We start from the raw sequence: 23768 nt of genomic DNA on the forward strand, positions 1-23768 counted from the left end.
CGCCCCGGCCCGGGCGCAGTCGGCGGCGTCGGCCGCCGGGGCGCCGCAGGCCGCGGCCCAGGCCCGGGCGACCGCGCTGGCCGAGGCCAGGGTCTCCAGGCAGCCCTGCCGGCCGCAGCCGCAGGGCGGGCCGTCGGGGCGGACCACCACGTGGCCGATCTCGCCGCCGTAGCCGTGGGCGCCGGCCTCGATCCGGCCGTCCAGCCCGATCGCGCCGGCGATGCCGGTGCCCAGCGCGATGAAGAGGAAGCGCGGCACCCCGCGCCCGGCGCCGACCCGGCCCTCGGCCAGGCCGCCGCTGCGCACGTCGTGCCCGAGGGCGACCGGCAGGCCGCCCAGCCGCTCGCCGAGCAGCTCGCGCAGCGGCAGGTCGCGCCAGCCGATGTTGGCGGAGAAGACGGCGATCCCGTTCGGCTCGTCGATCACCCCCGGCACCGCGACGCCGGCCGCGAGCGGGCCGGCGCCGAACCGGCGCAGGCCCTCCCCGGCCAGCTCGGCGGCGAAGTCGAGGATGGCGGCGACGACGGCCTCGCTGCCGTGCTCCCGCCCGGTCGGTCGGCGTGCTTCGAACAGCACGGAGCCGTCCTGGGCGACCAGCGCGGCCTTCATGCCGGTACCGCCCACATCGAGTGCGATGACGTGCTTCACGGGGGACAGTGTCCCCCGGTCGACCGAAGAGGTCTAGTCCACTGCTCGGTTTCACCGGTTCGTGGCGAGGTGGACCGGGCGCGAACCGGGGGTGAACCGGGCGCGGACCGGGTGCGGAGCAGGTGGGCGCGGGGCGCGCGCCGGGGGTGCGGGCCGAGGACCGCGGCCGGCGGCTGTGCGACGCTGTCCCCGCAGGGTGGTCGAAGCGGTGTGGACGCAGGAACGGGCGGTGCGGCGTGTCCAGATACGAGCGGTGGAACTCTCTCCTCGAACTTCTCGCCGAGCAGGGCAGGTTGGAGGTCGAGGAGGCGGCGGACGCGCTCGGGGTGTCGGCCGCGACGATCCGCCGCGACCTGGACCAGCTGGCCCGCCAGCAGATGGTCACCCGCACCCGCGGCGGCGCGGTCGCCCACAACGTCTCCTACGACCTGCCGCTGCGCTACAAGACCGCCCGCAACGCGGGGGCCAAGCAGCGGATCGGCGCCGCGGTGGCCGAGCTGATCGCCCCGGGCGAGGTGGTCGGCCTGAACGGCGGGACCACCACCACCGAGGTGGCCCGGGCGCTGGCGGTCCGCCCGGAGCCGGAGGGGCGCGGCGACAGCGGCCCGCAGCTGACCGTGGTCACCAACGCGCTGAACATCGCCAACGAGCTGACGGTCCGTCCGGCGGTGAAGATCGTGGTCACCGGCGGGGTGGCCCGGCCGCAGTCCTACGAGCTGATCGGCCCGCTGGCCGGCACCGTGCTGGCCGAACTGACCCTGGACGTCACGGTGCTGGGGGTGGACGCGCTGGACGCCGAGGTCGGGGCGAGCGCCCACCACGAGGGCGAGGCCAGCGTGAACCGGCTGCTGGCCGAGCGGGCCCGCCGGGTGGTGGTGGCGGCCGACGCCTCCAAGCTGGGCCGGCGGGCCTTCGCCCGGATCTGCGGCCTGTCGGCGATCGACACCCTGGTCACCGACCAGCCGGTGCCGGCGGACCTGGCGGCGGCGCTGGCCGAGGCCGGGGTCGAGGTGCTGACGGCCTGACCGGCCGGCGGTCACGGTCGCTCGGGGCGCCGATCCGCGCCGAGGGTGCCCCGATGTGCGAGGCCGCACTCCACTTGGGTAACGTTCCTCGCCCCGGGGGCTCCCGGTGTGCACCACCTGGGCCGGATTTCTGGCAGTCCGCTCGCCATGTCCGTTCCCGGCTAGGTTCCCCACACCTGTGCGCGAAGGCGGTCCCCCCGTTGAAGTCCCGACTCTGTGCCGCAGTCGCGGCCGGCACCCTGCTGCTCTCCGGCTGCTCGATCCTCGGGATCGGGGACGACACCGTCACCCTCAAACTGGTGGCCGCCGACTACGGCGACGGCACCCCCACCAACAGCTCCGCGCGTTACTGGAGCCGGGTGGTCAAGAAGTTCGAGCAGGACAACCCCAAGATCAAGGTCGACGTCCAGGTCTACGGCTGGAGCGACATCGACGCCAAGGTCGCCGCGATGGTGAAGGCCGGCAACCCGCCGGACCTGGTGGAGACCGGCGGCTTCGCCGACAAGGCGGTGGCCGGTCAGCTCTACGCGGCCCGGGACGTGCTCCCGATGGAGACCCAGGCCGACATCATGGACTCGTTCAACAAGGCGGGCCAGGTGCTGGGCACCCAGTACGGCATCCCGTTCGTCGCCTCGTCCCGGACCTTCTTCTACAACAAGGCGATCTTCCAGCAGGCCGGGATCACCCAGCCGCCCGCCAGCTGGGCCGACCTGAAGGCCGACGCCCAGCTGATCAAGGACAAGGTCCCCGGCGTCACCCCGTACGCGCTGCCGCTCGGCCCCGAGGAGGCCCAGGCGGAGGCGATGATGTGGACGATGTCCGGCGGCAGCGGCCTGACCGACGACGCCGGCGTCTACACGATCGACAGCCCGCAGAACGTGAACACCTTCAGCTGGCTCCAGCAGAACCTGGTCTCCACCCAGCTCACCTATCCGGACCCGGGCTCGGTGAACCGGCAGACCGCCTTCAACGACTTCACCAACGGCAAGGTGGCGATGCTCAACGGCCACCCGGCGCTGCTCCAGCAGGCCCAGCAGGCCCGGGTCGACTTCGGCACCGCGCCGATCCCGCAGCAGAACCCGCAGCGCAAGAGCAGCACCCTGGGCGTGGCGGACTGGATGATGGCCTACTCCAAGAACGGCCACAAGAGCGAGATCCGCTCCTTCCTGGGCTTCGTCTACCAGCAGGACAACGTGCTCAAGTTCGACGAGCAGTACAACCTGCTGCCGGTCACCCAGGACGCCATGGCCGCGCTCGGCAACGACCCGAACCTGGTCGACCTCAAGCCGTTCGCGGACGCGCTGCCGAACGCCTCGTTCTACCCGTTCGGCGACCCGGCCTGGGACACCGTCAGCGGCCGGATCAAGACCGAGATCGGCAAGGCGGTCACCGGCGACCCGCGCGCGGTGCTGAGCGAGCTGCAGCAGTACGCCGGGCAGCAGTCCAACGCGCTGCGCCCGCAGTGATGCAGGCCGCCAAAGCTTGTTGCAGAAGGCCGGGCAGCGCGCCCGGTCCGGCGACAATGGGCGGATGAGCGAGCTGACCGAACGGGAACGGGCCGTCCTCGCCCTGGAGGCGGCCGGCTGGCGCACCCAGGGCGCCAAGGAGCAGGCGGTCCGCGAGCGGCTGGGCATCTCCGCCACCCGGTACTACCAGCTGCTCAACGGCCTGCTGGACCGTCCGGAGGCGCTGGCGCACGACCCGGTGCTGGTCAACCGGCTGCGCCGGATCCGGGACGCCCGCCGCGCCGAGCGTTAGCCCCGGCACGCCCTGGGTAGGGCTACCGCCATGGGCATCGCGCTGGAACCGACCACCCCCGCCGGCCGGGCCGGCCTGGCCGCCGTGCTCGCCGACCCGGCCGCCGCCGTGGTGGCGCTGGACTTCGACGGCACCCTGGCGCCGATCGTCGCCGACCCGGAGCAGGCCTTCGCGCACCCCGGGGTGGCGGCGGCGCTGACCCGGCTGGGGCCGCTGGTGGGCGCGGTGGCGGTGGTGACCGGCCGCCCGGTGGCCGGCGCGGTCCGGCTCGGCGGCTTCGACCGGCTGCCGGCGGCGGCCCAGCCGGTGGTGCTCGGCCACTACGGCGCCGAGCGCTGGGAGCGCGGCGAGCTGACCGCCCCCGAGCCGCACCCGGGGGTGGCCGCGGTGCGGGCCGCGCTGCCCGCGCTGCTGGCCGAGCTGACCGGGGCGAGCCCGCTCGGGGCTGCGCTGGACGGCGCGACCGTCGAGGACAAGGAGCGCTCGGTGGCCGTGCACACCCGCCGGGCGGCCGAGCCGCAGGCGGCGCTGGAGCTGCTGCGGGTCCCGCTGGCCGAGCTGGCCGCCACCCACGGCCTGGCCGTGGAGCCGGGCCGGCTGGTGCTGGAGCTGCGGCCGCCGGGAGTGGACAAGGGCGTGGCGCTGACCGGCTTCCTGCGCGAGCGCGGGGCCCGCTCGGTGCTGTACGCCGGCGACGACCTGGGCGACCTGGCCGCCTACGCCGCGGTGGACCGGCTGCGCGGGGGAGCCGCGGCCGGGCCGGGCGGCACCGACCCGCGCGGCGCGCAACTGGCCGGGCTGCTGGTGGCCAGCGGCCCGGTGACCGGCGAGCCGCCGGTGCGCGAGCTGGCCGACCGGGCCGACCTGGTGGTGCCCGGGCCGGCCGGCGTGGTGGAGCTGCTGGAGCGGCTCGGTCAGGAACTCAGCTCGGCCAGCTGAGCCAGGAACCACTGCTGCGGGGAGAGCGCGGTGGCCGCCGCCGCCAGCCGCTTGGTCCGTTCGGTGCGCTCGGCGGGCGACATGGTCAGCGCCCGGTGCAGCGCCTCGGCGGTGCCCACCACGTCGAACGGGTTGATGCCCAGCGCGTCCTCCGCCAGCTCCGCGTAGGCGCCCGCCTCGCGGGAGAGCACCAGGGCGCAGCCGGCCTCGGAGACCACCGGGACCTCCTTGGCGACCAGGTTCATCCCGTCCCGGATCGGGTTGACCAGGGCCACGTCGGCCATCCGGTAGGCGGCCAGCGAGCGGGCGAAGTCGTCCTCGACCTGGAGTATCAGCGGTTGCCAGGAGTCGGTGGCGAACTCCTCGGTGATCTCCCGGCTGATCCGCTGCACGGCGGCGGTGTAGTCGCGGTACTCGGCCAGGTCCTGCCGGGAGGGGTAGGCGAAGGCGATGTGCACCACCCGCTCGCGCCACTCGGGGCGGCTGCGCAGCAGGTGCCGGTAGGCCTGCAGGCCGCGGAGGATGTTCTTGCTCGGCTCGGTGCGGTCCACCCGGACGATGGTGCGGCGGTCGCCGACCGCGGCGCGCAGGTGGTCCAGCCGCTCCTCGACGTCGGCCCGGTGGGCCCGCTCGCGCAGGAAGTCGGCGTCCGCGCCCAGCGCGTGCACGCCCAGCCGGGTGGTGCGGCCCTGGTGCTCGACGGTCAGCCGGGTCCGGTCGGACCGGTCGACCTCGGCGCCCAGCACCTGCTCGCAGCAGTCGGCGAAGGCCTCGGCCCAGCGCCGGGTGTGGAAGCCGGCGTGGTCGGCGCCGAGCACGCCGGTGAGCACGGCGACGGCCAGCTCGTCCGGCAGCATCCGGAAGTAGTCGGCCGGGGCCCACGGGATGTGCAGGAAGTAGCCGATCCGCAGGTCCGGGCGCAGCTCGCGGAGCAGCGCCGGGACCAGGGTCAGGTGGTAGTCCTGGACCATGACGGCCGCGCCCTCGGCGGCCTCGGCGGCCAGCGCCTCGGCGAAGGCGGTGTTGTAGCGCTCGAAGGCGCGCCACTGCTCGGCCGCGGCGGCGTCGAAGGCCGGGGCGGTGGGGGTGGCGTAGAGCAGGTGGTGCAGGAACCAGAGGGTGGAGTTGGCCACGCCGTTGTAGGCGAGGTCGAAGTCCGCGGGGTCGATGTCCAGCATCCGGACGGCATGCCCGCCGACGTCGAAGCCGCCGCGGTCCAGCCGGCCGTGCGGCGAGCGCCGGACGGCCTCCCGGTCGGCGGGGCCCAGGGCCGCGCAGACCCAGACGGAGTGCGGGTCCTCGATCGCGGAGAGTCCCGAGACCAGCCCGCCGCCACCGCGTTTCACGGTCAGCGTGCCGTCGTCGGCGCTGCCGAAGGAGACCGGGCCCCGGTTGGAAGCCACCAGGACGCGGGCTGTGGTCGTGTGATCGGCCATGTTGTGAACCTTGCCGGGGTCGGCGGGTGGCAAACCAGGGCATTGGTCACACCCGACCGGCTCCCGAGAAGGTTCCTAGGGCATGCCGGGGCTAGCGCCCCCGGTACTCCGGCAGCTCGACCACCGGCGGCCGCTCCAGTGCGGTCACCTCGTGGCTGTGCGCGGTGAACTCGCGGGTCTCGGCGTCCCGGCTGAACTGGGTGAGCACCGGGCGGGCCAGATCCTCGGCGGCCTTCAGCCGGTGGGTGCGGTCCAGCCGCTCCAGGGCGGTGCGGTAGATGGTGGCGGCCATCCGGCCCAGCGCCTGGCCGTCCTGGTGGCGGTGGTGCCGCACCCCGGTGTCCACCTGGGCCAGCGCGTCCAGGCCGACCAGTTCCAGCGCGTCCACCAGCAGGCCGAGCTCGACCCCGTAGCCGGTGGGGAAGTGCAGCCGCTCCAGCAGCGAGCGGCGGGCCGCGTACTCGCCGCCGAGCGGCTGGACGAAGCCGGCCAGTCTGGGCCAGTGCAGGTTGAGCAGCGGTCGGGCGACCAGTTCGGTGACCCGGCCGCCGCCGGTGGGCAGCACCGCGGCCTCCCCCGCGGCGGAGCCGCCGGTCGACACTTCCAGCGGGCGGTCGTACATCGCCTTGACCAGCTGCAGCCCGGGGTCGGTGAGCAGCGGGCCGACGATGCCGGAGACCAGCGCGGGGTCGAACTCGCGCAGGTCGGCGTCGACGAAGCAGACGATCGAGCCGCTGGTGACCAGCAGCGAGCGCCAGAGCACCTCGCCCTTGCCGGGCACCGCGGGCAGCCGCGGCAGGATCGCGTCCCGGTGCACCACCCGGGCGCCGGCCGCGGCCGCCGCCTCGGCGGTCCGGTCGGTGGAGCCGGAGTCGACCACCACCAGCTCGTCCACCAGCGGGACCCGCTCGACCAGCTCGCGCCGGATCACCTCGACGATCTCGCCCACGGTGGACTCCTCGTCCAGGGCGGGCAGCACCACGCTGACCGTGCCGGCCGGCCCGGCCGCCTCCTTGGCGGCCAGCAGGCTCGCGATCGGTCGGTCGGTCGCCCGCCAGGACCGGCGGCGCAGCCAGTCGGCGACCTCCGGAAGCGGCGCGGGGCTCTGCTCGGCAGGCAAATCTCGCTCCTCGTTCATCTCGTCTCGGGTGCTGGACGGTCCGGGTCGGCCGGACGGCCTTCGGATACAGTCTTCGTACTGCGGTGAGACCTTCGCACGCCGGGGTCGGTCGCTGAGCAAGACCAGCACACCGCAGGACACAACTTCACAGAGCTCATCCAGAGGGACTGAGGGAACGGCCCGTTGACGTCCCGGCAACCTTCCCGTCCGGCCATCGCAGGCGCCGGCGGGACAGGTGCCAATTCCGGCCTGTGGCGCGACCGCGTCATGGGGAAGATGAGGAGAGAGGCCTCCGCCACCATGGCTACCGCTACCCCTGCACCCGCCGCCGCGAGCACCGCCGGCGCCCCCGCCGTCGATCTGGGCCCCGCGACCGCGCTGTCCTGTCGCGAGTGCGGCACCCGTTTCCCGCTCGGTCCCAGCTTCGCCTGCCTGGAGTGCTTCGGCCCGCTGGAGATCGCCTACGACTTCGCCGGCTACGACCCGGCCGAGCTGCGCCGCCGGATCGAGGCCGGTCCCAGCTCGATCTGGCGCTACGCGCCGCTGCTGCCGGTGCCGGCGGACGTGGCCGGCAAGCCGAACCTGAACCCGGGCTGGACCCCGCTGGTGAAGGCCGACAACCTGGGCCGCGAGCTCGGTTTCACCGCGCAGCTGCACGTGAAGGACGACTCCGGCAACCCCACCCACTCCTTCAAGGACCGGGTGGTGGCCTGCGCCATCGAGGCGGCCCGGGCCTTCGACTTCACCACCCTGTCCTGCTCCTCGACCGGCAACCTGGCCGGTGCGGTGGGCGCCGCCGCCGCCCGCGCCGGGTTCAAGTCGTGCGTCTTCATCCCGCACGACCTGGAGCAGGGCAAGGTCGTCATGGCCGGGGTCTACGGCGGCGAGCTGGTCGGCATCGAGGGCAACTACGACGACGTGAACCGGTTCTGCTCGGAGCTGATCGGCGACCCGGCCGGTGAGGGCTGGGGCTTCGTCAACGTCAACCTGCGGCCCTACTACGGCGAGGGTTCCAAGACCCTGGCGTACGAGATCTGCGAGCAGCTCGGTTGGCGGCTGCCGGAGCAGCTGGTGATCCCGATCGCCTCCGGCTCCCAGCTGACCAAGATCGACAAGGGGCTGCAGGAGCTGATCAAGCTCGGGCTGGTCGAGGACCGGCCGTACCGGATCTTCGGCGCCCAGGCGACCGGCTGCTCGCCGGTGGCCGAGGCCTTCAAGGCCGGCCGCGAGGTGATCCGCCCGGTCAAGCCGGACACCATCGCCAAGTCGCTGGCGATCGGCAACCCGGCCGACGGGCCGTACGTGCTGGACATCGCCCGGCGCACCGGCGGCGCGGTGGAGGACGTGACCGACGCCGAGGTGGTGGCGGCGATCCGGCTGCTCGCCCGGACCGAGGGGATCTTCGCCGAGACCGCCGGTGGCGTGACCATCGGCGTGCTCAAGAAGTTGGTCGAGAACGGCGTGCTGGACCCGACCAAGGAGACCGTGGCGATCAACACCGGGGACGGCCTGAAGACCCTGGACGCGGTGGCCGGCGCCGGTCTGACCGCCACCATCCGGCCGACCCTGGAGTCCTTCCGCGCCGCGGGCCTGGCCTCCTGACCCACCCCGTTCCACCCGGGGGGTCCTGTCCGCCCCCATCCCCTCAGCTCGGTACAGCAAGGAGACACCCCATGAGCGCGAGCGTCCGTATCCCGACCATCCTCCGCACCTACACCGACGGCTCCGCCGAGGTGACCGCCGAGGGCGCCACCCTGCAGGAGGTCATCGCGGACCTGGACCGCAACCACCCCGGGATCGCCCAGCGGATCCTGGACGAGACCGGCAAGCTGCGCCGCTTCGTCAACGTCTACGTCAACGACGACGACGTGCGGTTCGCCGAGGGCCTGGCCACCGAGATCAAGGACGGCGCCGGCATCTCGATCATCCCCGCGGTGGCCGGCGGCTGCTGACCGTCCGTCAGTGCGGCCGCGCGCCCGCTCGTGGGCCGCTGCCGCCCGGCTCGGGCGGGCCTCGGCCGCGCCCCGGTACCGCCCCGTGGGCGTCGTGCCGCACCGACCGGAGACCGGTCGGGCGGTGCGGCGCCCACGGGCGTGTCCGCGGGCGTCCCCGGCAGGGCATAGGCTGTCCCCGTCCCGCTTCGCTTGCAGGTGCGGCGCCGGGTGTGCACCGGCCTGCCCGGTCCGGCCGGTGAGACGCGATGTGCCGATGTATCACCTGAATCATGTCGGCGACGCGTCAGAATTATTTGGACTATTTGTTAGTTTCGTCCGCTATGTCCCGGGCGAATTGGCGAGTTGTGTCGCATTCCTCCCTCGCTATCCCTTCACGGGTCGATCGAATTGCCGTCCAGTGGGCCTGTTGCTCAGGGCGCCGATGCGGATACATTCAGCCGCGGTCGTTGCATTCGCCTGCTCCGTCGGCGCCAACTGGCGCCCGGGGGTGGGACGCTGCGGCATGCAAGGAGCGCGCCCAGGGGGGTTTCCTCGGGCCGGTCCGCCAGACCCGTGCCCGTGACCTGCGGGTGCGTGAAGGGCCAGCACAGCACTAGGGGAGTTCGGAATGGCTCAGGGCACCGTCAAGTGGTTCAACGCGGAGAAGGGCTACGGCTTCATCGCGGTCGACGGTGGTGCGGACGTGTTCGTCCACTACAGCGCGATCCAGATGGACGGCTACCGCACCCTCGAGGAGGGCCAGCGGGTCGAGTTCGAGATCTCCCAGGGGCAGAAGGGCCCGCAGGCGGACATGGTCCGCGCTGCGAGCTGACCTTTCCGAACCTCGGAGCCTCGGCTCTCACCGGCTGATGGTTCTACGGCAGGCCCGTGCCCGCACCCCGACCTCGGGGAGCGGGTGCGGGCCTGCCGCGCGTTCACCGCCGGGTGGCCGCTGCCCCGAGGAGCTTGCACTCGCCATGCCGGAGTGCTAATCATTGGCGTTAGCACTCACAGCGTGAGAGTGACAAACGGACCGGGTCGGTGAGGCCCCCGGGAGCGGTAGGGGACAGGACCCCCGCACACCAGGGCCGTCCGTCGCGGGCACCTCTGGTCCAAGAGCAGTCGACCGTGTCCTGGAGGACCACTTCCGATGGCCAAGATCATCGCGTTTGACGAGGAAGCTCGCCGCGGCCTTGAGCGTGGTATGAACCAGCTTGCCGACGCCGTGAAGGTGACGCTGGGTCCCAAGGGCCGCAACGTCGTGCTGGAGAAGAAGTGGGGCGCCCCCACCATCACCAACGACGGTGTCTCCATCGCCAAGGAGATCGAGCTCGAGGACCCGTACGAGAAGATCGGCGCCGAGCTCGTCAAGGAGGTCGCCAAGAAGACGGACGACGTCGCGGGTGACGGCACCACCACCGCCACCGTGCTCGCCCAGGCCCTGGTTCGCGAGGGTCTGCGCAACGTCGCCGCCGGCGCCAACCCGATGGCCCTGAAGCGCGGCATCGAGAAGGCCGTCGCCGCCGTCTCGGACCAGCTGCTGGCCCAGGCCAAGGACGTGGAGACCAAGGAGCAGATCGCCTCCACCGCCTCCATCTCCGCCGCCGACACCCAGATCGGCGAGCTGATCGCCGAGGCCATGGACAAGGTCGGCAAGGAAGGCGTCATCACCGTCGAGGAGAGCAACACCTTCGGCCTGGAGCTCGAGCTCACCGAGGGCATGCGCTTCGACAAGGGCTACATCTCCGCCTACTTCGCCACCGACCTGGAGCGGATGGAGGCGTCCTTCGAGGACCCGTACATCCTGATCGCCAACTCCAAGATCGGCTCGGTCAAGGACCTGCTCCCGCTGCTGGAGAAGGTCATGCAGAGCGGCAAGCCGCTCGTCATCATCGCCGAGGACGTCGAGGGCGAGGCCCTGTCGACCCTGGTCGTGAACAAGATCCGTGGCACCTTCAAGTCCGTCGCCGTCAAGGCCCCGGGCTTCGGTGACCGCCGCAAGGCCATGCTCGGCGACATCGCCATCCTCACCGGTGGCACCGTGATCTCCGAGGAGGTCGGCCTCAAGCTCGAGAACGCCGGTCTCGACCTGCTGGGCACCGCCCGCAAGGTGGTCATCACCAAGGACGAGACCACCATCGTCGACGGTGGCGGCGACAGCGAGCAGGTCGCCGGTCGGGTCAACCAGATCCGCGCCGAGATCGAGAACAGCGACTCGGACTACGACCGCGAGAAGCTCCAGGAGCGCCTCGCCAAGCTGGCCGGCGGCGTGGCCGTCATCAAGGCCGGCGCGGCCACCGAGGTCGAGCTGAAGGAGCGCAAGCACCGCATCGAGGACGCCGTGCGCAACGCCAAGGCGGCCGTCGAGGAGGGCATCGTCGCCGGCGGTGGCGTGGCCCTGCTGCAGGCCGGTGTCGCGTTCGACAAGCTGGAGCTCGAGGGCGACGAGGCCACCGGCGCCAACATCGTCAAGGTCGCGCTCGAGGCCCCGATCAAGCAGATCGCCACCAACGCCGGCCTCGAGGGCGGCGTCGTGGTGGAGAAGGTCCGCAACCTGCCCGCCGGCCACGGCCTGAACGCCGCGACCAACGAGTACGTGGACCTGATCGCCTCGGGCATCATCGACCCGGCCAAGGTCACCCGTTCCGCGCTGCAGAACGCCGCCTCCATCGCGGCGCTCTTCCTCACCACCGAGGCCGTCATCGCCGACAAGCCGGAGAAGGCCGCCGCGGCCGCCGGCGGCGGCATGCCGGGCGGTGACATGGACTTCTGATCCTGCTTCAGGATCGGTCGTTCGATCGGATCGCGAGGGCGGTCTCCCCGACGGGGAGGCCGCCCTCGCGGCGTCCGCGGGATGCGGCGTCCGCAGGGCAAGGCGGCTGCAGGGCACGGCGTCCGCGGGGCACGGCGTCTGCGGCCGGGCCGGCTGCGGGACAATGGGCGCATGGCCGACCACCCTGACATCGAAGCCGCCCTGCACCGGGCCCGGGCCCTGATCCTCGCCGACCTGTCCGCCCGGGACGTGGCGGACGCCGCCGTGGTCTCCCTGGTGGAGGACGCGGTGACGCACCGCCGGTGGTGGCTCACCCAGTGGCCGGACGGGGTGGAGTTCGTGCTCGGCCTGGTCGCCCAGGACGTGCAGGACGCGCTGCTGGAGGGCTGGGGCCGGTGGCCGCTCTGCTCGTCCTGCGCCGCCGACGGGGACCCGCACGCGCTGAGCGTGGAGCCCGAGTTGGGGCCCGACCCGCACTGGGTGTGCGGGAAGGAGGGCGTGGTGGTGGCGGCCGTCGGGTCGCTCTGACCGCTGCGCGCGGGGGTCAGGCCGTCAGCTCGGCCAGCTCCGCGGCCAGGTTGGCACGGGCCGGGCCGTCGTACCGCTCGTGCGCCCGCGGGGTGCGGAAGAGCGCGGGCAGCGCGAGCAGCTCGGCCAGGATCCGGGCCCGCTCCCGGCGGAAGACCGGCTCGGGCACGAAGGCGTACTCGGCGCGCACCGCCGCCGCGTAGGCCGCGTACGCCGCGGGGGAGCGGCCGAGCACCGCCAGGTCGGCGTCGCAGAGCACCTCGCCGTTCCGGTCGCCCGGCTGCGGGTGGTGGCCGACGGTCAGCCGCACCAGCCGCACCACCTCCGCGGTCAGCGCCGCCGGCAGCCCGGCCTGGCCGAGCGCCCGGGCGGCCAGCTCCGCGCTGCGCTCCTCGTTCTCGGAACGGTCCGGCCGGTAGACGGCGTCGTGGAACCAGGCGGCCAGCCGCACCGCGTCCGGGTGCTCGGCGTGCCAGGCGAGCGCGTCCACCTCGTCCAGCACCGCCAGCAGGTGGTCGGTGGTGTGGTACCGGCGCTGCGGCTCGGCCCAGCGCGCGAGCAGTGCCCGGCCGTAGGGCTCGGGGTCGGCGGTGCTGCCGCAGCGGGTCAACAGCGCGGTCCAGCGGGAGCGCAGGTCCTCGGTGGCGGGGTGCGGTTCGGTCGGCATGACGGTCATTCTGCTCCGGTGGGGTCATGGGTCCGTCAGGGGCCGTCGGCTGCCCTGGACAACACATGCCGATGATCTATATATGTAGACCCATGACAGGACGGGCCATGCAGGAGCCGACGCTGCTCCTGCTCACCGCGCTGGCCGATGCCCCTCGGCACGGCTACGCGCTGATCCAGGAGATCGCCGAGATCTCCGAGGGCCGGGTGCGGATGCGCACCGGCACGCTCTACGCCGCCTTGGACCGCCTCCTCGACCAGGGGCTGATCCGGGTCGAGCGCGACGAGGTGGTGGACGGTCGGGCCCGGCGCACCTACGCGCTGACCGACCCCGGGCGCACGGTGCTGGCCGAGGAGGCCGCCCGGCTGCGCGCGGTGGCCGCCGAGGCCGAGCGCCGGCTGACCGCACTCCGGCCGGCCACTGCTTTTCGGACACTGAACGGGGGAGTCCTGGCATGACGGGGGATCGACTGCTGCGGGTGGCACTGCGGGCCTACCCGAAGCGCTACCGGGCCGAGCGCGCCGCGGAGATCGGCGAGGTCTTCGCGGACGTCACGGCGCAGGCCGGACGGGTGGCGGTGGCCCGGGAGCTGGCCGAACTGACCGGCTACGGGCTGCGGTTGCGGCTCGGGCTGACCGCCACCCGGCCGGCCGGGCGGCTGCTCGGGGAGTCGGCGCCGCTGCTGGTGGCGGCGGCGGCCGGGACCGGAGTGGCGCAGTTCGGAGAGCGGCTGCGCTGGCACGACTGGTATTTCTTCGCGGGCGACCAGCGGCTGCAGTTGGCGCTGGGCGGGCTCGCCGTGCTGACGCTGGGCGCGGTGCTGCTGGGCTGGTGGGCGGTTGCCCGGGCCGGCGCGCTGCTCACGGTGGTGGGCTGGGCTATGAACCTGGTCATCATGGTCGGGGAGCAGTACCCGTTCCGGCACGGTGGTCACTGGCAGCTCATGCTGGCTTTCGCCGTGATCATCCTGGTGCTGCAGTGCGGACCGCTGCTCTGGGCCCTGATGGTGCTGGCGGCACCGGTCGACCTGCTCGACCGCGGGGTGCGCCGCCGCCGCCCGGCGCCCGTGCTGGCCCTGCTGCTGGTCACCGCGGTTGCCGGCTACGCGCCCTGCACCCTCACGCTGCGATCGGCCAGCCTCCAACTGCCCGGCTGCACCGTGTACGCCGGACTCTTCCTGACGGTGCTGGCCGCGGGTGCGCTGCGGCGGGTGCAAGTGCCGCCGGCCGGCGTGGCGCTGGCCTGGCTGCCCATGATGGTGCCGCTGCTGTCGGCGCCGCTCGATTCGTTCCACCTGGTCGGGTCGATTGCGATGGTGCTCAGCGCCGTGGCGCTGGTCGGCACGCTGACCGTGCGGCGTTGGCGGGCGCTGGCCGGGGGTCGGGGTGGCCGGGACCGCACCCCGCTGGGCAGCGTCGGACCGGTCTGAGCCATTTCCGGCAGGGGGGCTCGCGGCGGGGCCGCGGCGTGTGGCAGGGTAGCGATATGTCTAGACCAATCTTCGAAGTCATCGCGCTGACCGCCGTGGACGCCCGGGCCGCGCAGGCCGGCGGCGCCGACCGCCTCGAACTGGTCACCGACATGGCTGCCGACGGACTCACCCCCGACGTCGCCGAGTTCGCCGCGATCCGGGCCGCCGTGGACCTGCCGCTGCGGGTGATGCTGCGACGCCAGGGCGGCTTCGCCGCCGGCGACCTGGACCGGCTGCGGTCGGCGGCGGCGGAGCTGCGGGCCGAGGGGGCCGAGGAGTTCGTGCTCGGCTTCCTGGACCCGGCCGGGCAGGTCGACCTGCCTGCCGTGCGGGCCGTCGCCGAAGCGGTGGCGGGCTGCCGCTGGACTTTCCACCGGGCGCTCGACCACAGCGCCGACCGGGCCGCGCTGCGCGCCGCCGTGGCCGACCTGCCGGGCCTGGACACCTTCCTCACCTCCGGCTCCGCCGCCGGGGTGGCGGCCGGTCGCGAGGTGCTGACCGGCGAGCTGGCCAAGGCGGGGGAGCCGGGCTACCGGCAGCGGATCCTGATCGGCGGTGGGCTGCACGCCGAGCACGTGCCCGAGCTGCGCAAGGAGGGCTTCGACGCCTTCCACGTGGGCAGCGCGGTGCGGGTGGCGGGGTGGGACTCGCCGGTGGACCCGGCCAAGGTGGCCGACTGGCGCGAGCTGATCGGCGGTTAGCACCGCGGCGGCGGGCGGGCGGCGCACCGCCTCTCGTCCGCCGCCCGCCGTTCGCCGGGGTCGGGCCGTGCCGCCCGCTCGCCGGGGTCAGGCCAGCTCGGCCGGCAGCGGCTCGGCGTGCACCACGGCCAGACCGGAGACGGCACGGGTCAGCGACACGTAGAGCCGGCGCAGCCCGGTACGCCGGTCCGGCTCGCCGGCCACCACGGCCGCGGGCTCGTCCAGCACCACGTAGTCGTACTCCAGACCCTTGGCCAGCGAGGCCGGCACCAGGATCAGCCGGGTGTCCGCGGTGGTCTCGCTGCCGGGCGTCAGGTAGGCCAGCCCCGCCTCGGCCAGCGCCGCCTCGAACAGCGGCAGCCGGGCGTCGGCGGCGATCAGGCCGGTCGAGCCCTCCCGGGCCAGCGCCTCCCGGCAGGCGGCCACCACTGCGGCAACCTGCTCGGCCGGCTCGGTGCGGCGGATGGCCAGCGAGTCGGTGCCGGTGCGGATCGAGGTGGCCGGGGCCAGGCCGGGGGCGATCGCGGGCAGCAGCCGGGAGGCGTACCGGATCACCTCCTCCGGCACCCGGAAGCCGGTGGTCAGCTCCTCGACGTGCGCCTCCGGCTTGCCCAGGTGGTGCAGCGCCTCCGACCAACTGCCGGTCGCCCAAGGGGTGGTGCCCTGCGCGAGGTCGCCCAGCACGGTGGCCGAGCCGGTCGTGCAGCGGCGGCCCACCGCGCGGTACTGCATCGGCGAGAGGTCCTGCGCCTCGTCCAGCACCACGTGGCCGAGCGAGGGGGTGCGGTGCACCAGGTCGGTCACCTCGTCGACCAGCACCGCGTCGGCGGCGGTCCAGGGGGCGCTCCTCACCGAGCGGCCCGGCTTGGCCCAGCCGATCGCCGCCTGCTCCTCGGCGGTCAGGATCCCCTCGGCGCAACTCGCCAGGAACGCCGGCTCGCTGAGCAGCCGGAGCACCAGCTTGGCCGGATCCACCACCGGCCAGCAGGCCTTGACCAGTGCCTTGATCTCGCGGGAGCGGGCCACCGCGTCCTGCACCCGGTCGTCGGGCGCCTCGCCGCCCTGCTCCATCTTCAGCAGCACGGCGTGCGCCAGCCGCTGCGGCAGCGCCTCCATGGCGGCCCCGTAACGGATCTCGCGACCCGCCAACTCCTCGATGATCTCGGTGAGTTCGTAGACCGGCAGGCGCCAGCGGCGGGAGCCGCGGACCACCACCAGGGGCTCGGTCGGCAGCGTCACCCCGGCCCGCACCGCACGCCGCAGCACCTCGGCCAGCCGCGCGTCGCCCTTGATCGCCGCCGCCTCGGCGGAGTCGGCGCCGCGCACCTCGACGTGCTGCACCAGCTCCTGCACGGTGGCCTGGGCCACCTCCAACTCGCCCAGGGCGGGCAGCACCTGCTCGATGTAGGAGAGGAAGGAGGCGTTCGGCCCGACCACCAGGGTGCCGGCCTTCTTCAGCCGCTCGCGGTGCGCGTAGAGCAGGTAGGCGACACGGTGCAGGCCCACCGCGGTCTTCCCGGTGCCGGGGGCGCCCTGGACGCAGATGGTGCCGTTCACCTCGGCGCGGACGATCTCGTCCTGCTCGGGCTGGATGGTGGCCACGATGTCGCGCATCGGGCCGACGCGGGGCTTCTCGATCTCGGCCGCGAGCAGCGCGGAGGCGGTCCCGGTCTCCGCCGGGTCGCTCAGGTTCTCGTCCTCGTAGGCCGTCAACTCGCCGCCGGTGTAACCGAACCGCCGCCGCCTGTCGATGTCCATCGGGTCCTTGCGGCTGGCCCGGTAGAACGACTGGGAGACCGGTGCCCGCCAGTCGATCACCATCGGGTCGCCCCCGTCGTCGTGCACGTGGCGCCGGCCGATGTAGAACCGCTCGCCCCCCGCGCCCTCGGAGGCCTCGCCGGAGATCGCGTGCCGGAAGTCCAGCCGGCCGAAGAAGAGCGGGGTGTCGGAGAGGTCGGCCAGCGCGGCGATCCGCCGCTCGATCTGGTTGCGCAGCACCTCGGCGGTGACCCAGGTGCCGGCCACGTCGGAGATGTCCAGGGCCTGCGCGTCCTCGCGCATCGCCCGCAGCGCGGCGCGCGAGGAGGCCAGGTGATCGCGCTCGCGCTGCAGCGGATCGGTGGTGTCGGGGGTGGCGGGGGAGTGCACGGCGAACCTTCCCGGCCGCGCCCTTCGGTGGGTCGCGGCGGTCTCATCGGAGCTCACGGTGTTCGGGGAACCTGACCGGTTGCCGAGCGGTCAGGGCCTCCCACGGCTGCCATGAGCGGCACCACGGGTCGGGAGGGGGCAGACCGGACAGCATAGGACGCGCCCGGGCGGTGCGCCAACGGAATATCGGCGCGGCGCCCACCCCGTCCGCGGGGTAGGCGCCGGATAAAAGGCTCAGGGCCGGGTACGCCGGAAGGAGGAGCACCGACCCTTCGAGTACGGCCTTCGGGTTGATGCCATCCCGACGGGCGGAAAACTACCGTGGAACACATGAGCACCGTTCACCTGACGGCGCCCCCGGCAGCGGCCAAGACCCCCCGGGCGCGCACCACCACCGAGTCCCTCGACCCCAACCCGCACGCGGGTGCCACCGCCTCCGCGGCCGGTGGCGACCGCCGCCGCCGGCCGCTGGCCAACGCGGTGCGCACCGTCGGCATCGTGCTCGACACCGCCGCGCGCGTGGTCTTCCTCGGCCGCGACGGCGTCAAGCTCTGAGCGTCCCCTGCTGATCCTTGTGAGCGCGTCCTCCGTCGTCGGTGGCCGCTACAGCACGTCGTCCGCGTCGATGATCCGGTAGGCGTACCCCTGCTCCGCCAGGAAGCGCTGGCGGTGCGCCGCGAAGTCCTGGTCCACCGTGTCGCGGGCCACCACCGAGTAGAAGTGCGCCGCGTGCCCGTCCGCCTTCGGGCGCAGCACCCGGCCCAGCCGCTGGGCCTCCTCCTGGCGGGACCCGAAGGTCCCGGAGACCTGGATGGCGACCGTCGCCTCCGGCAGGTCGATGGAGAAGTTCGCCACCTTGGAGACCACCAGCACGCTGATCTCCTTGGTCCGGAACGCGTCGAACAGCTTCTCGCGCTGGGCGTTGCTGGTCTCGCCCTTGATCACCGGCGCGTCCAGCGCGGCGCCGAGCTCGTCCAGCTGGTCGATGTACTGCCCGATGATCAGGGTCTGGTCGCCCTGGTGCTTCTTGACCAGGGCCTCCACCACCCGCTGCTTGGTCGCCGTGGTCGAGCAGTAGCGGTAGCGCTCCTCCGGCTCGGCGGTGGCGTAGGTCAGCCGCTCCGAGTCGGTCAGCGTGACCCGGACCTCGCAGCAGTCGGCCGGCGCGATGTAGCCCTGCGCCTCGATCTCCTTCCACGGGGCGTCGAAGCGCTTGGGGCCGATCAGCGAGAAGACGTCGCCCTCGCGGCCGTCCTCGCGCACCAGGGTCGCGGTCAGGCCGAGCCGGCGCCGGGCCTGCAGGTCGGCGGTGAACTTGAAGACCGGCGCGGGCAGCAGGTGCACCTCGTCGTAGACCACCAGCCCCCAGTTGCGAGCGTCGAACAGCTCCAGGTGGGCGTAGACGCCCTTCCGCTTGGTCGTCATCACCTGGTAGGTGGCGATGGTGACCGGGCGGATCTCCTTCTTCGTGCCGCTGTACTCACCGATCTCGTCCTCGGTCAGCGAGGTGCGCTTGACCAGCTCGTGCTTCCACTGGCGGGCCGAGACGGTGTTGGTGACCAGGATCAGCGTGGTCGACTTGGCCTCGGCCATCGCGGCCGCGCCGACCAGGGTCTTGCCCGCGCCGCACGGCAGCACCACCACGCCGCTGCCGCCGTGCCAGAAGCCCTCGACCGCCTGCTGCTGGTAGGGCCGCAGGTGCCAGCCGTCCTGCTCCAGGTGGATCGGGTGCGCCTCGCCGTCCACGTACCCGGCCAGGTCCTCGGCCGGCCAGCCCAGCTTGAGCAGCACCTGCTTGATCTGCCCGCGCTCCGAGGGGTGCACCACCACGGTGTCCGGCTCGAGCCGGGCCCCCACCAGCGGCGTGATCTTCTTGGACTTCAGCACCTCCTCCAGCACCGGCCGGTCGGTGGTGGTGAGCACCAGCCCGTGCACCGGGTGCTTGAGCAGCTGCAACCGCCCGTACCGCGCCATGGTGTCGGCGACGTCCACCAGCAGCGCGTGCGGCACCGGGTAGCGCGAGTACTTCACCAGGGCGTCCACCACCTGCTCGGCGTCGTGCCCGGCGGCCCGCGCGTTCCACAGCCCCAGCGGGGTGACCCGGTAGGTGTGCACGTGCTCCGGCGCCCGCTCCAGCTCGGCGAACGGCGCGATGGCACGACGGCAGTCGGCGGCCTGCGGGTGGTCGATTTCCAGCAGGAGAGTCTTGTCACTCTGGACGATCAGTGGCCCGTTGTTCACAGTGCGAAGTCCTCCATCGGGTCAGGCGCAGCTCTCCAGTGTCGCTCATCCGGCGCACTTCCGGGGCCGGGCTCCCGATCCGCGGGGGCGCCCGGAAAACGGGGTGCTCCGGGGTGGGCGGGTGCCCAGCCGCTGCACCCGGCGGAGCGGGCGCTGATCCTGCGGCTGGACGGTTTCGAGGCGGTGCTCCGGGAGGTCGCCGGGACCCTGGAGCCGCACCGGCTGGCGCTCTGCCGGCTGACCGCCGAGACGCTGGCCACCGGGCTCGAGCTGCTGGGCATCGCGGCGCCGACGCGGATGTAGCGGGTCGGCCCGCCCGGCCTCAGGCCCGCGGGGTCAGCCAGACGTACGCCGCGAAGCGGCCGGTGGGCGCGTCGCGGCGGTGCGAGAAGAGGTCGCGGTCCTCGATGGTGCAGCGGTCGTCGTGGCGGACGGTGGTGACGCCGGCGCGGGCGAGCTGGGCGGCGATGCCGGCGCGCAGGTCGAGCGCGGGGGTGCCCTGCCGGGTGGTGGCGTGCACCTCGGGCAGTACGGCGGCGGACTCCGCGCGCATCTGCTCGGGCACCTCGTAGCAGCGGCCGCAGGCCATCGGGCCGACCAGCGCGGTCATCCGGGCGGGCTCGGCCCCGGCCGCGGCCATCGCCGCCACCAGGTTGGGCACCACGCCGGTCAGCGTGCCGACCCGGCCCGAGTGCGCCGCGCCCACCATCCGGGCCGCCGGGTCGGCCAGTAGCACCGGGGCGCAGTCGGCGCCCAGGGCGGCCAGCGCCAGGCCCTCCTCGGTGGTCCAGACGGCGTCCAGCTCGGGCGCGTCGGGGCCCCAGGGCCCGGCGACCCGCTGCACGGTGGCGCTGTGCACCTGGCGCATCCAGACCACCCGGTCGGGCGCCAGGCCGAACTGACGTGCCGTCAGTTCGCGGTTGCGGAGCACGCCCTGGTAGTCGTCGGCGGTCGCGCCGCCCAGGTTGCGCGAGTCGTAGGGCGCCGCGCTCACCCCGCCGTGGCGGTCGGTGACGGCGTAGCTGATGCCCGGCGCGAGCTCCTGAGGGTCCATACCGGGCAGCCTAGTCACCCCCTCGGCGCCCCCGGCCCGCGCTAGGGCCTCTCTTACGGATCTTGCCGGGCGCGCGACGCCGGGCATCCCGCCTGGCCGCACCGGCGGACCATCCAAGTACGACCCAGTACGAGGACGATCCGCCGGCACGCCCAGCCGGGCGCCCACCGCCGCGCGCTGATCCGACAAGATCCATAAGAAAGGCCCTAGTCCTCCTCCAGTTCGGCGACGCCGGTGATCCGGTGCAGCGCGAAGGTGTTGAGCTTCTCCGCGTGGTGGTCGAAGGCGGTCACGTAGCCGCCCTCCACCTTCACCGGGTCGATCACCCGCTGCGAGGCCAGCCCCTCGGCGTTGATGTAGCCGATCCACATCCGCTCGCCGAGCAGCACCGCGGTCTGCAGCGCGGCGAGCGTGTCGGCGGCGGCGGTGCGCGGCAGCGCGCGGGCGTCGGCGGGTGCGGCGGCCGGGCCGGGCACGGTCTCCCGGCGGTGCGCGGTGGCCGCCCGGTCGCCGGCCCGGATCGCCTTGACCGCGGCGCCCAGCAGCACCTCGTCCGGGGCGGTGGGCCCCTCGGCGACCGGTACCGGGGCGGTGCGCGGCGGGGTGCGGTGCCGGTCCGGGCGGCTCACCACCAGGTCGCCGTCGGCCGACTCGGCGGCCGGCGCGTAGCCCATCGAGCGCAGCACCGTCAGCACCTGCTCGGGGCCGGCCTGGGCGGCCAGCACGGTGGGGGCCAGCAGCCGCAGCCGCAGTTCGGCGGCGCGCCGGTCGGCGATCACCTCGGCGAGCAGCGCCGGGTCGTCGCAGCGCAGGTACGCCGAGGCGGCGCCGACCCGCAGCACGCCGTGCCGGCGGGCGACGTCGTCGATCAGGTAGCTGAGCGGCTGCGGCACCGCGGTGCGCGAGTGCTGCTCCAGGAAGGCGTGCAGCTCGGCGGCGGTGCGCCCGGCGTCCAGCGCCCGGCGCACCGACTCGGCGGTGAAGCGGTAGACGGTGGCGCCGCCCTTGGACTCGATCTCGGCGCACAGCGCCAGCGCCTGGGCGAGCGGGGTGAGCAGCGGGCCGGGGGCGATCGCGGTCAGGTCGGGCTGCAGGATCACGTGGTCCAGCGGCTGCGGCAGCAGTGGGTCGAGCACCGGGGTCGGGTCCTCGCCGGCCAGCAGGGCCCGGCCCGGGGCGCCGAGCGCGCCGCGCCCGGTGACCCCGAGCAGCTCGGCCTCGGCCAGTGACCAGTCGGCCAGCTGGTCGCGCAGCTCGCGGCCGTCGGGGCCGGTGGCGCCGCCGCGCAGCGGGCGGTGCCAGCGCAGCACCGGGAGCAGGGCGGCGGCGTCGGCCACCGCGCCGGCCGGCAGCTCGGCCAGCAGGCTGAGCGCCGCCCGCCGGGTGACCGGGGCGAGCACCCGGTCCAGCTCGGGGCCGAGCGCGGCGCGCGGCTTGCCCTTGCCGTCCACCGTGCCGACCAGCCCGGCGGTCCGGGTGGCGGGCAGCCAGGCCCGGGCCAGCACGGTCCACCGTTCGGCGGTCGGCAGCAGCAGCCACTGGTCGTAGGCCGGGGTCGGCGCCCACAGCTCGCCGGCCTCGCCGTCCGGGGCGAGCAGACCGGCGCCGTAGGCCAGCTCCAGCCAGAACGCGGCCTGCGCCTCGTCGCCCTCCAGCGCCACCGCGGTCCGCTTGAGGTCGCGCACCCCGAGGCCGCCGGCCCGCAGCACCGGCGGCGGCTGCACGCCCCACAGCTCCAGCAACTCCTCCACGGTGCGCACCGCGGTGTGTGCCTGCCCGGCGGCCGCACTGTCCACAGCCTGTGGATCGCGCTCGGCGGTCGGCCGCAGCTCGGGCGCGGCGGGCTCCACCACCCGGTGGCTGCGGCCGCCGCGCAGGTGCAGGGCGAGCTCGCGGGGCAGCACCACGGTGCCGGCGCCGGAGGGCAGCAGCAGGCCGCGGGCCAGCAGCCACTCGATCGGGCTGCGCGCCGTGTCGGCGGTGACCGGGCGGGCGGCGTCCGGCACGGTGCCGGTGGGCGGGCCCCAGACCAGCCGGTCCAGCACCCCGAGGGCGGTCTCGGGCGCCTCGCCGAGCAGCGCCGCGCAGCGCTTGCGGTCGGCCAGCAGTTCGGTCAGGGCGGCCACCGCGGTGACCGGGTCGGGGGTGCCGGGCAGCGCGGCGCCGGCCAGCAGCTGCTGCAGCCGGGCCGGCGACATGCCGAAGGTGGCCTCGGCCAGTGTCGGGCCGAGGCCGGTGTTGCCGGGCGCGGTCGCGCTGGGGGCCAGCGCCTCGCGCACCGCGATCACCAGGTGCGGCGCGTTCTCCGGGCCCCAGAGCAGCGCCCGCTCGCGTAGCGCGGTCAGGGCGCCGGGCAGGGCGGCGAGTACCGCGGGCCGGTCCACCGGGGTGGCCGCCGGGTGCGGCTTGACCCGGGCCGGGCCGGCCAGCAGGTCGCGCAGGGCGGTGGTCGGGCTGCCGTCGGGCAGGGCGGCCAGCGCCTCGGCGGTCTGCAGGGTGAAACGGTCCAGCCGCTCCAGCGCGCGCAGCGCCGAGGCCCGGCTGGAGAGCCGGGCGGTGAGCTGGGTGAGGTCGCTGGGCACCGGGTTGAGCAGATCGGGGCGCAGCCGCAGCAGGGTGGCGAGGGTGGGGTCGCTGCTGGCGCGGAGCTCGTCGGCCAGCGTGCGGGCTCGGCTGGACGCTCCGGTCGGCTCGGTGGTCATCCGACCCAGCGTAGTCGGCGCACCGGGTGTGCGGGGTGTGCTGTCCGTGGAGATCCCGGGGCCGCAGGTCACGGGGGTGCCCGGGCGGGCGGGTGTCGGGCTGGGGTCGGGCAAAGGCAGGTGGACGCCGGGCAAAGGCGGGTGGACGTCGGCCGGACGTCGGGCAAAGGCGGGTGGACGTCGGCCGGACGTCGGGCAAGGGCAGGTGGCCGTCGGGCGGACGTCGGGCCGGCGTCGGGCCGGCGTCGGGCGGGGGTGGCACGGCTCGGGCCGGGGCATAGGGCGGGTAGCCCCTCGCGCGCGTGGCCGGCAGTCGGTAGCGTCAGCGGCGGCGGGGCCTGACGTGCGGAACAGGGTGGCGGGCGATGGCGGGTGGACAGGCCGGGGAGCGGCCGGGCGAGGGGCTGACCGGGGGGCTGTCCGGCGGCGAGTGGTGGCGCGTGGAGGGCCCGTGGCGGGTGCTGGGCGCGGTGCCGGAATCGGCCGGGGACGAGGACGGGGTCTACCTGTCCGGCCCGGCGGTGCCGCCGCGGCCCACCGAGCCGGCGGCCGGCCCGGAGGTCCCGGTGCAGCGCCCCGCCCGCGCGGTGCCGTCGCCCGCGCCCGAACGGCCGGCCGAGGCC

General features: G+C 74.1%; 22 protein-coding genes, 1 pseudogene and 1 riboswitch. Of the genes and pseudogenes, 15 read left to right on the plus strand and 8 right to left on the minus strand.

The genetic code is table 11. From position 1 onward, the window contains the following. Window positions 1–648: ROK family protein (locus ACQRUO_RS30750; protein WP_428319386.1), on the minus strand; the 648-nt coding region annotated here is incomplete at its 3' end. Window positions 649–884: 236 nt separating this feature from the next. Here ACQRUO_RS30750 and ACQRUO_RS30755 point away from each other — a divergent pair. The 4 genes from ACQRUO_RS30755 to otsB all read left to right on the plus strand — a co-directional run bounded on the left by ACQRUO_RS30755 (window position 885) and on the right by otsB (window position 4370). Further along, window positions 885–1673 carry a DeoR/GlpR family DNA-binding transcription regulator gene (locus ACQRUO_RS30755; RefSeq protein ID WP_428319387.1) on the plus strand — a complete coding sequence of 263 codons (789 nt, stop codon included), beginning with the start codon at window positions 885–887 and terminating at the stop codon, window positions 1671–1673. A 200-nt stretch (window positions 1674–1873) separates the two neighbouring features. Beyond that, the gene (locus ACQRUO_RS30760; RefSeq protein WP_428319388.1) at window positions 1874–3139 is read left to right on the plus strand and encodes an extracellular solute-binding protein; all 1266 of its coding nucleotides are present in this window, start codon (window positions 1874–1876) and stop codon (window positions 3137–3139) included. A 64-nt stretch (window positions 3140–3203) separates the two neighbouring features. After that, entirely contained in the window at window positions 3204–3431 is a 228-nt protein-coding gene (locus ACQRUO_RS30765) for a DUF3263 domain-containing protein (protein WP_428319389.1), read from the plus strand. Window positions 3432–3461: 30 nt separating this feature from the next. Next, entirely contained in the window at window positions 3462–4370 is a 909-nt protein-coding gene (otsB, locus tag ACQRUO_RS30770; RefSeq protein ID WP_428319390.1) for a trehalose-phosphatase, read from the plus strand. On the opposite strand, the gene ACQRUO_RS30775 is transcribed toward otsB, so the two are convergent. Continuing rightward, window positions 4346–5806 carry an alpha,alpha-trehalose-phosphate synthase (UDP-forming) gene (locus ACQRUO_RS30775; protein WP_428319391.1) on the minus strand — a complete coding sequence of 487 codons (1461 nt, stop codon included), beginning with the start codon at window positions 5804–5806 and terminating at the stop codon, window positions 4346–4348. The two genes, otsB and ACQRUO_RS30775, sit on opposite strands and share 25 nt — an antisense overlap. A 91-nt stretch (window positions 5807–5897) precedes the next feature. Beyond that, window positions 5898–6926: a glucosyl-3-phosphoglycerate synthase gene (locus ACQRUO_RS30780; protein ID WP_428319392.1), complete on the minus strand. Its 1029-nt coding sequence runs from the start codon at window positions 6924–6926 to the stop codon at window positions 5898–5900. Window positions 6927–7077: 151 nt separating this feature from the next. Next, a riboswitch (SAM riboswitch) is annotated at window positions 7078–7209 on the plus strand. Window positions 7210–7226: 17 nt separating this feature from the next. Between ACQRUO_RS30780 and thrC the strand changes: the two genes are divergently transcribed. The 5 genes from thrC (at window position 7227) to ACQRUO_RS30805 (ending at window position 12161) form a co-directional block, all read left to right on the plus strand. Then, window positions 7227–8528 (plus strand): threonine synthase, encoded by a 1302-nt coding sequence (gene thrC, locus ACQRUO_RS30785; RefSeq protein ID WP_428319393.1) that lies wholly within the window; start codon window positions 7227–7229, stop codon window positions 8526–8528. A gap of 71 nt (window positions 8529–8599) precedes the next feature. Then, window positions 8600–8878 (plus strand): ubiquitin-like small modifier protein 1, encoded by a 279-nt coding sequence (locus ACQRUO_RS30790; protein WP_428319394.1) that lies wholly within the window; start codon window positions 8600–8602, stop codon window positions 8876–8878. 610 nt (window positions 8879–9488) lie between these two features. Continuing rightward, window positions 9489–9692 (plus strand): cold-shock protein, encoded by a 204-nt coding sequence (locus ACQRUO_RS30795; RefSeq protein WP_428319395.1) that lies wholly within the window; start codon window positions 9489–9491, stop codon window positions 9690–9692. 318 nt (window positions 9693–10010) lie between these two features. Beyond that, window positions 10011–11633, plus strand: a complete 1623-nt coding sequence (gene groL, locus ACQRUO_RS30800; protein WP_428319396.1) for a chaperonin GroEL — start codon at window positions 10011–10013, stop codon at window positions 11631–11633. Between the two features lie 171 nt (window positions 11634–11804). Further along, complete coding sequence (locus ACQRUO_RS30805) at window positions 11805–12161, plus strand: hypothetical protein (protein WP_428319397.1); 357 nt, start codon at window positions 11805–11807, stop codon at window positions 12159–12161. Between the two features lie 16 nt (window positions 12162–12177). On the opposite strand, the gene ACQRUO_RS30810 is transcribed toward ACQRUO_RS30805, so the two are convergent. Next, on the minus strand, window positions 12178–12837 hold the full coding sequence (locus ACQRUO_RS30810) for an HD domain-containing protein (protein ID WP_428319398.1): 660 nt from the start codon (window positions 12835–12837) through the stop codon (window positions 12178–12180). Window positions 12838–12935: 98 nt separating this feature from the next. Between ACQRUO_RS30810 and ACQRUO_RS30815 the strand changes: the two genes are divergently transcribed. Genes ACQRUO_RS30815 through ACQRUO_RS30825 form a run of 3 tightly spaced genes read left to right on the plus strand, consistent with a single transcriptional unit; the run spans window position 12936 to window position 15000 of the window. Beyond that, the gene (locus ACQRUO_RS30815) at window positions 12936–13286 is read left to right on the plus strand and encodes a PadR family transcriptional regulator (RefSeq protein ID WP_428319399.1); all 351 of its coding nucleotides are present in this window, start codon (window positions 12936–12938) and stop codon (window positions 13284–13286) included. Further along, entirely contained in the window at window positions 13283–14257 is a 975-nt protein-coding gene (locus ACQRUO_RS30820; RefSeq protein WP_428319400.1) for a hypothetical protein, read from the plus strand. The genes ACQRUO_RS30815 and ACQRUO_RS30820 overlap by 4 nt, the downstream gene beginning before the upstream one ends. A gap of 56 nt (window positions 14258–14313) precedes the next feature. Beyond that, window positions 14314–15000, plus strand: a complete 687-nt coding sequence (locus ACQRUO_RS30825; RefSeq protein ID WP_428319401.1) for a copper homeostasis protein CutC — start codon at window positions 14314–14316, stop codon at window positions 14998–15000. 87 nt (window positions 15001–15087) lie between these two features. Here the strand turns inward: ACQRUO_RS30825 and ACQRUO_RS30830 are convergent, their stop codons facing one another. Beyond that, on the minus strand, window positions 15088–17148 hold the full coding sequence (locus ACQRUO_RS30830) for a HelD family protein (RefSeq protein WP_428319402.1): 2061 nt from the start codon (window positions 17146–17148) through the stop codon (window positions 15088–15090). A gap of 330 nt (window positions 17149–17478) precedes the next feature. On the opposite strand from ACQRUO_RS30830, the gene ACQRUO_RS30835 reads away from it, so the two are divergent. Next, a complete protein-coding gene (locus ACQRUO_RS30835) occupies window positions 17479–17703 on the plus strand; it encodes a hypothetical protein (protein ID WP_428319403.1) in 225 nt (74 codons plus the stop codon). 48 nt (window positions 17704–17751) lie between these two features. Here the strand turns inward: ACQRUO_RS30835 and ACQRUO_RS30840 are convergent, their stop codons facing one another. Further along, window positions 17752–19389: a DNA repair helicase XPB gene (locus ACQRUO_RS30840; RefSeq protein WP_428319404.1), complete on the minus strand. Its 1638-nt coding sequence runs from the start codon at window positions 19387–19389 to the stop codon at window positions 17752–17754. A 183-nt stretch (window positions 19390–19572) separates the two neighbouring features. Between ACQRUO_RS30840 and ACQRUO_RS30845 the strand changes: the two genes are divergently transcribed. Beyond that, window positions 19573–19692, plus strand: a complete 120-nt coding sequence (locus ACQRUO_RS30845; protein WP_428319405.1) for a DALR anticodon-binding domain-containing protein — start codon at window positions 19573–19575, stop codon at window positions 19690–19692. 19 nt (window positions 19693–19711) lie between these two features. Here ACQRUO_RS30845 and pgeF read toward each other — a convergent pair whose 3' ends face one another. Both pgeF and ACQRUO_RS30855 read right to left on the minus strand, forming a co-directional pair. Continuing rightward, entirely contained in the window at window positions 19712–20443 is a 732-nt protein-coding gene (pgeF, locus tag ACQRUO_RS30850; RefSeq protein ID WP_428319406.1) for a peptidoglycan editing factor PgeF, read from the minus strand. Between the two features lie 206 nt (window positions 20444–20649). Further along, complete coding sequence (locus tag ACQRUO_RS30855) at window positions 20650–23145, minus strand: helicase-associated domain-containing protein (protein WP_428319407.1); 2496 nt, start codon at window positions 23143–23145, stop codon at window positions 20650–20652. Between the two features lie 365 nt (window positions 23146–23510). Between ACQRUO_RS30855 and ACQRUO_RS30860 the strand changes: the two are divergent. Then, window positions 23511–23768 (plus strand): annotated as a pseudogene (locus ACQRUO_RS30860) (hypothetical protein); the annotation flags it as partial.

Source organism: Kitasatospora sp. LaBMicrA B282 (assembly GCF_050325825.1).
GTDB lineage: Bacteria > Actinomycetota > Actinomycetes > Streptomycetales > Streptomycetaceae > Kitasatospora.

Coding starts and splice junctions, on each gene's coding strand:
- ACQRUO_RS30855 (WP_428319407.1), bottom strand. CDS start 23,145: ATGACCACCGAGCCGACCGGAGCGTCCAGCCGAGCCCGCACGCTGGCC.
- ACQRUO_RS30835 (WP_428319403.1), top strand. CDS start 17,479: ATGAGCACCGTTCACCTGACGGCGCCCCCGGCAGCGGCCAAGACCCCC.
- ACQRUO_RS30810 (WP_428319398.1), bottom strand. CDS start 12,837: ATGACCGTCATGCCGACCGAACCGCACCCCGCCACCGAGGACCTGCGC.
- ACQRUO_RS30775 (WP_428319391.1), bottom strand. CDS start 5,806: ATGGCCGATCACACGACCACAGCCCGCGTCCTGGTGGCTTCCAACCGG.
- groL (WP_428319396.1), top strand. CDS start 10,011: ATGGCCAAGATCATCGCGTTTGACGAGGAAGCTCGCCGCGGCCTTGAG.
- otsB (WP_428319390.1), top strand. CDS start 3,462: ATGGGCATCGCGCTGGAACCGACCACCCCCGCCGGCCGGGCCGGCCTG.
- ACQRUO_RS30825 (WP_428319401.1), top strand. CDS start 14,314: ATGTCTAGACCAATCTTCGAAGTCATCGCGCTGACCGCCGTGGACGCC.
- ACQRUO_RS30815 (WP_428319399.1), top strand. CDS start 12,936: ATGCAGGAGCCGACGCTGCTCCTGCTCACCGCGCTGGCCGATGCCCCT.
- ACQRUO_RS30820 (WP_428319400.1), top strand. CDS start 13,283: ATGACGGGGGATCGACTGCTGCGGGTGGCACTGCGGGCCTACCCGAAG.
- ACQRUO_RS30765 (WP_428319389.1), top strand. CDS start 3,204: ATGAGCGAGCTGACCGAACGGGAACGGGCCGTCCTCGCCCTGGAGGCG.
- thrC (WP_428319393.1), top strand. CDS start 7,227: ATGGCTACCGCTACCCCTGCACCCGCCGCCGCGAGCACCGCCGGCGCC.
- pgeF (WP_428319406.1), bottom strand. CDS start 20,443: ATGGACCCTCAGGAGCTCGCGCCGGGCATCAGCTACGCCGTCACCGAC.
- ACQRUO_RS30790 (WP_428319394.1), top strand. CDS start 8,600: ATGAGCGCGAGCGTCCGTATCCCGACCATCCTCCGCACCTACACCGAC.
- ACQRUO_RS30805 (WP_428319397.1), top strand. CDS start 11,805: ATGGCCGACCACCCTGACATCGAAGCCGCCCTGCACCGGGCCCGGGCC.
- ACQRUO_RS30795 (WP_428319395.1), top strand. CDS start 9,489: ATGGCTCAGGGCACCGTCAAGTGGTTCAACGCGGAGAAGGGCTACGGC.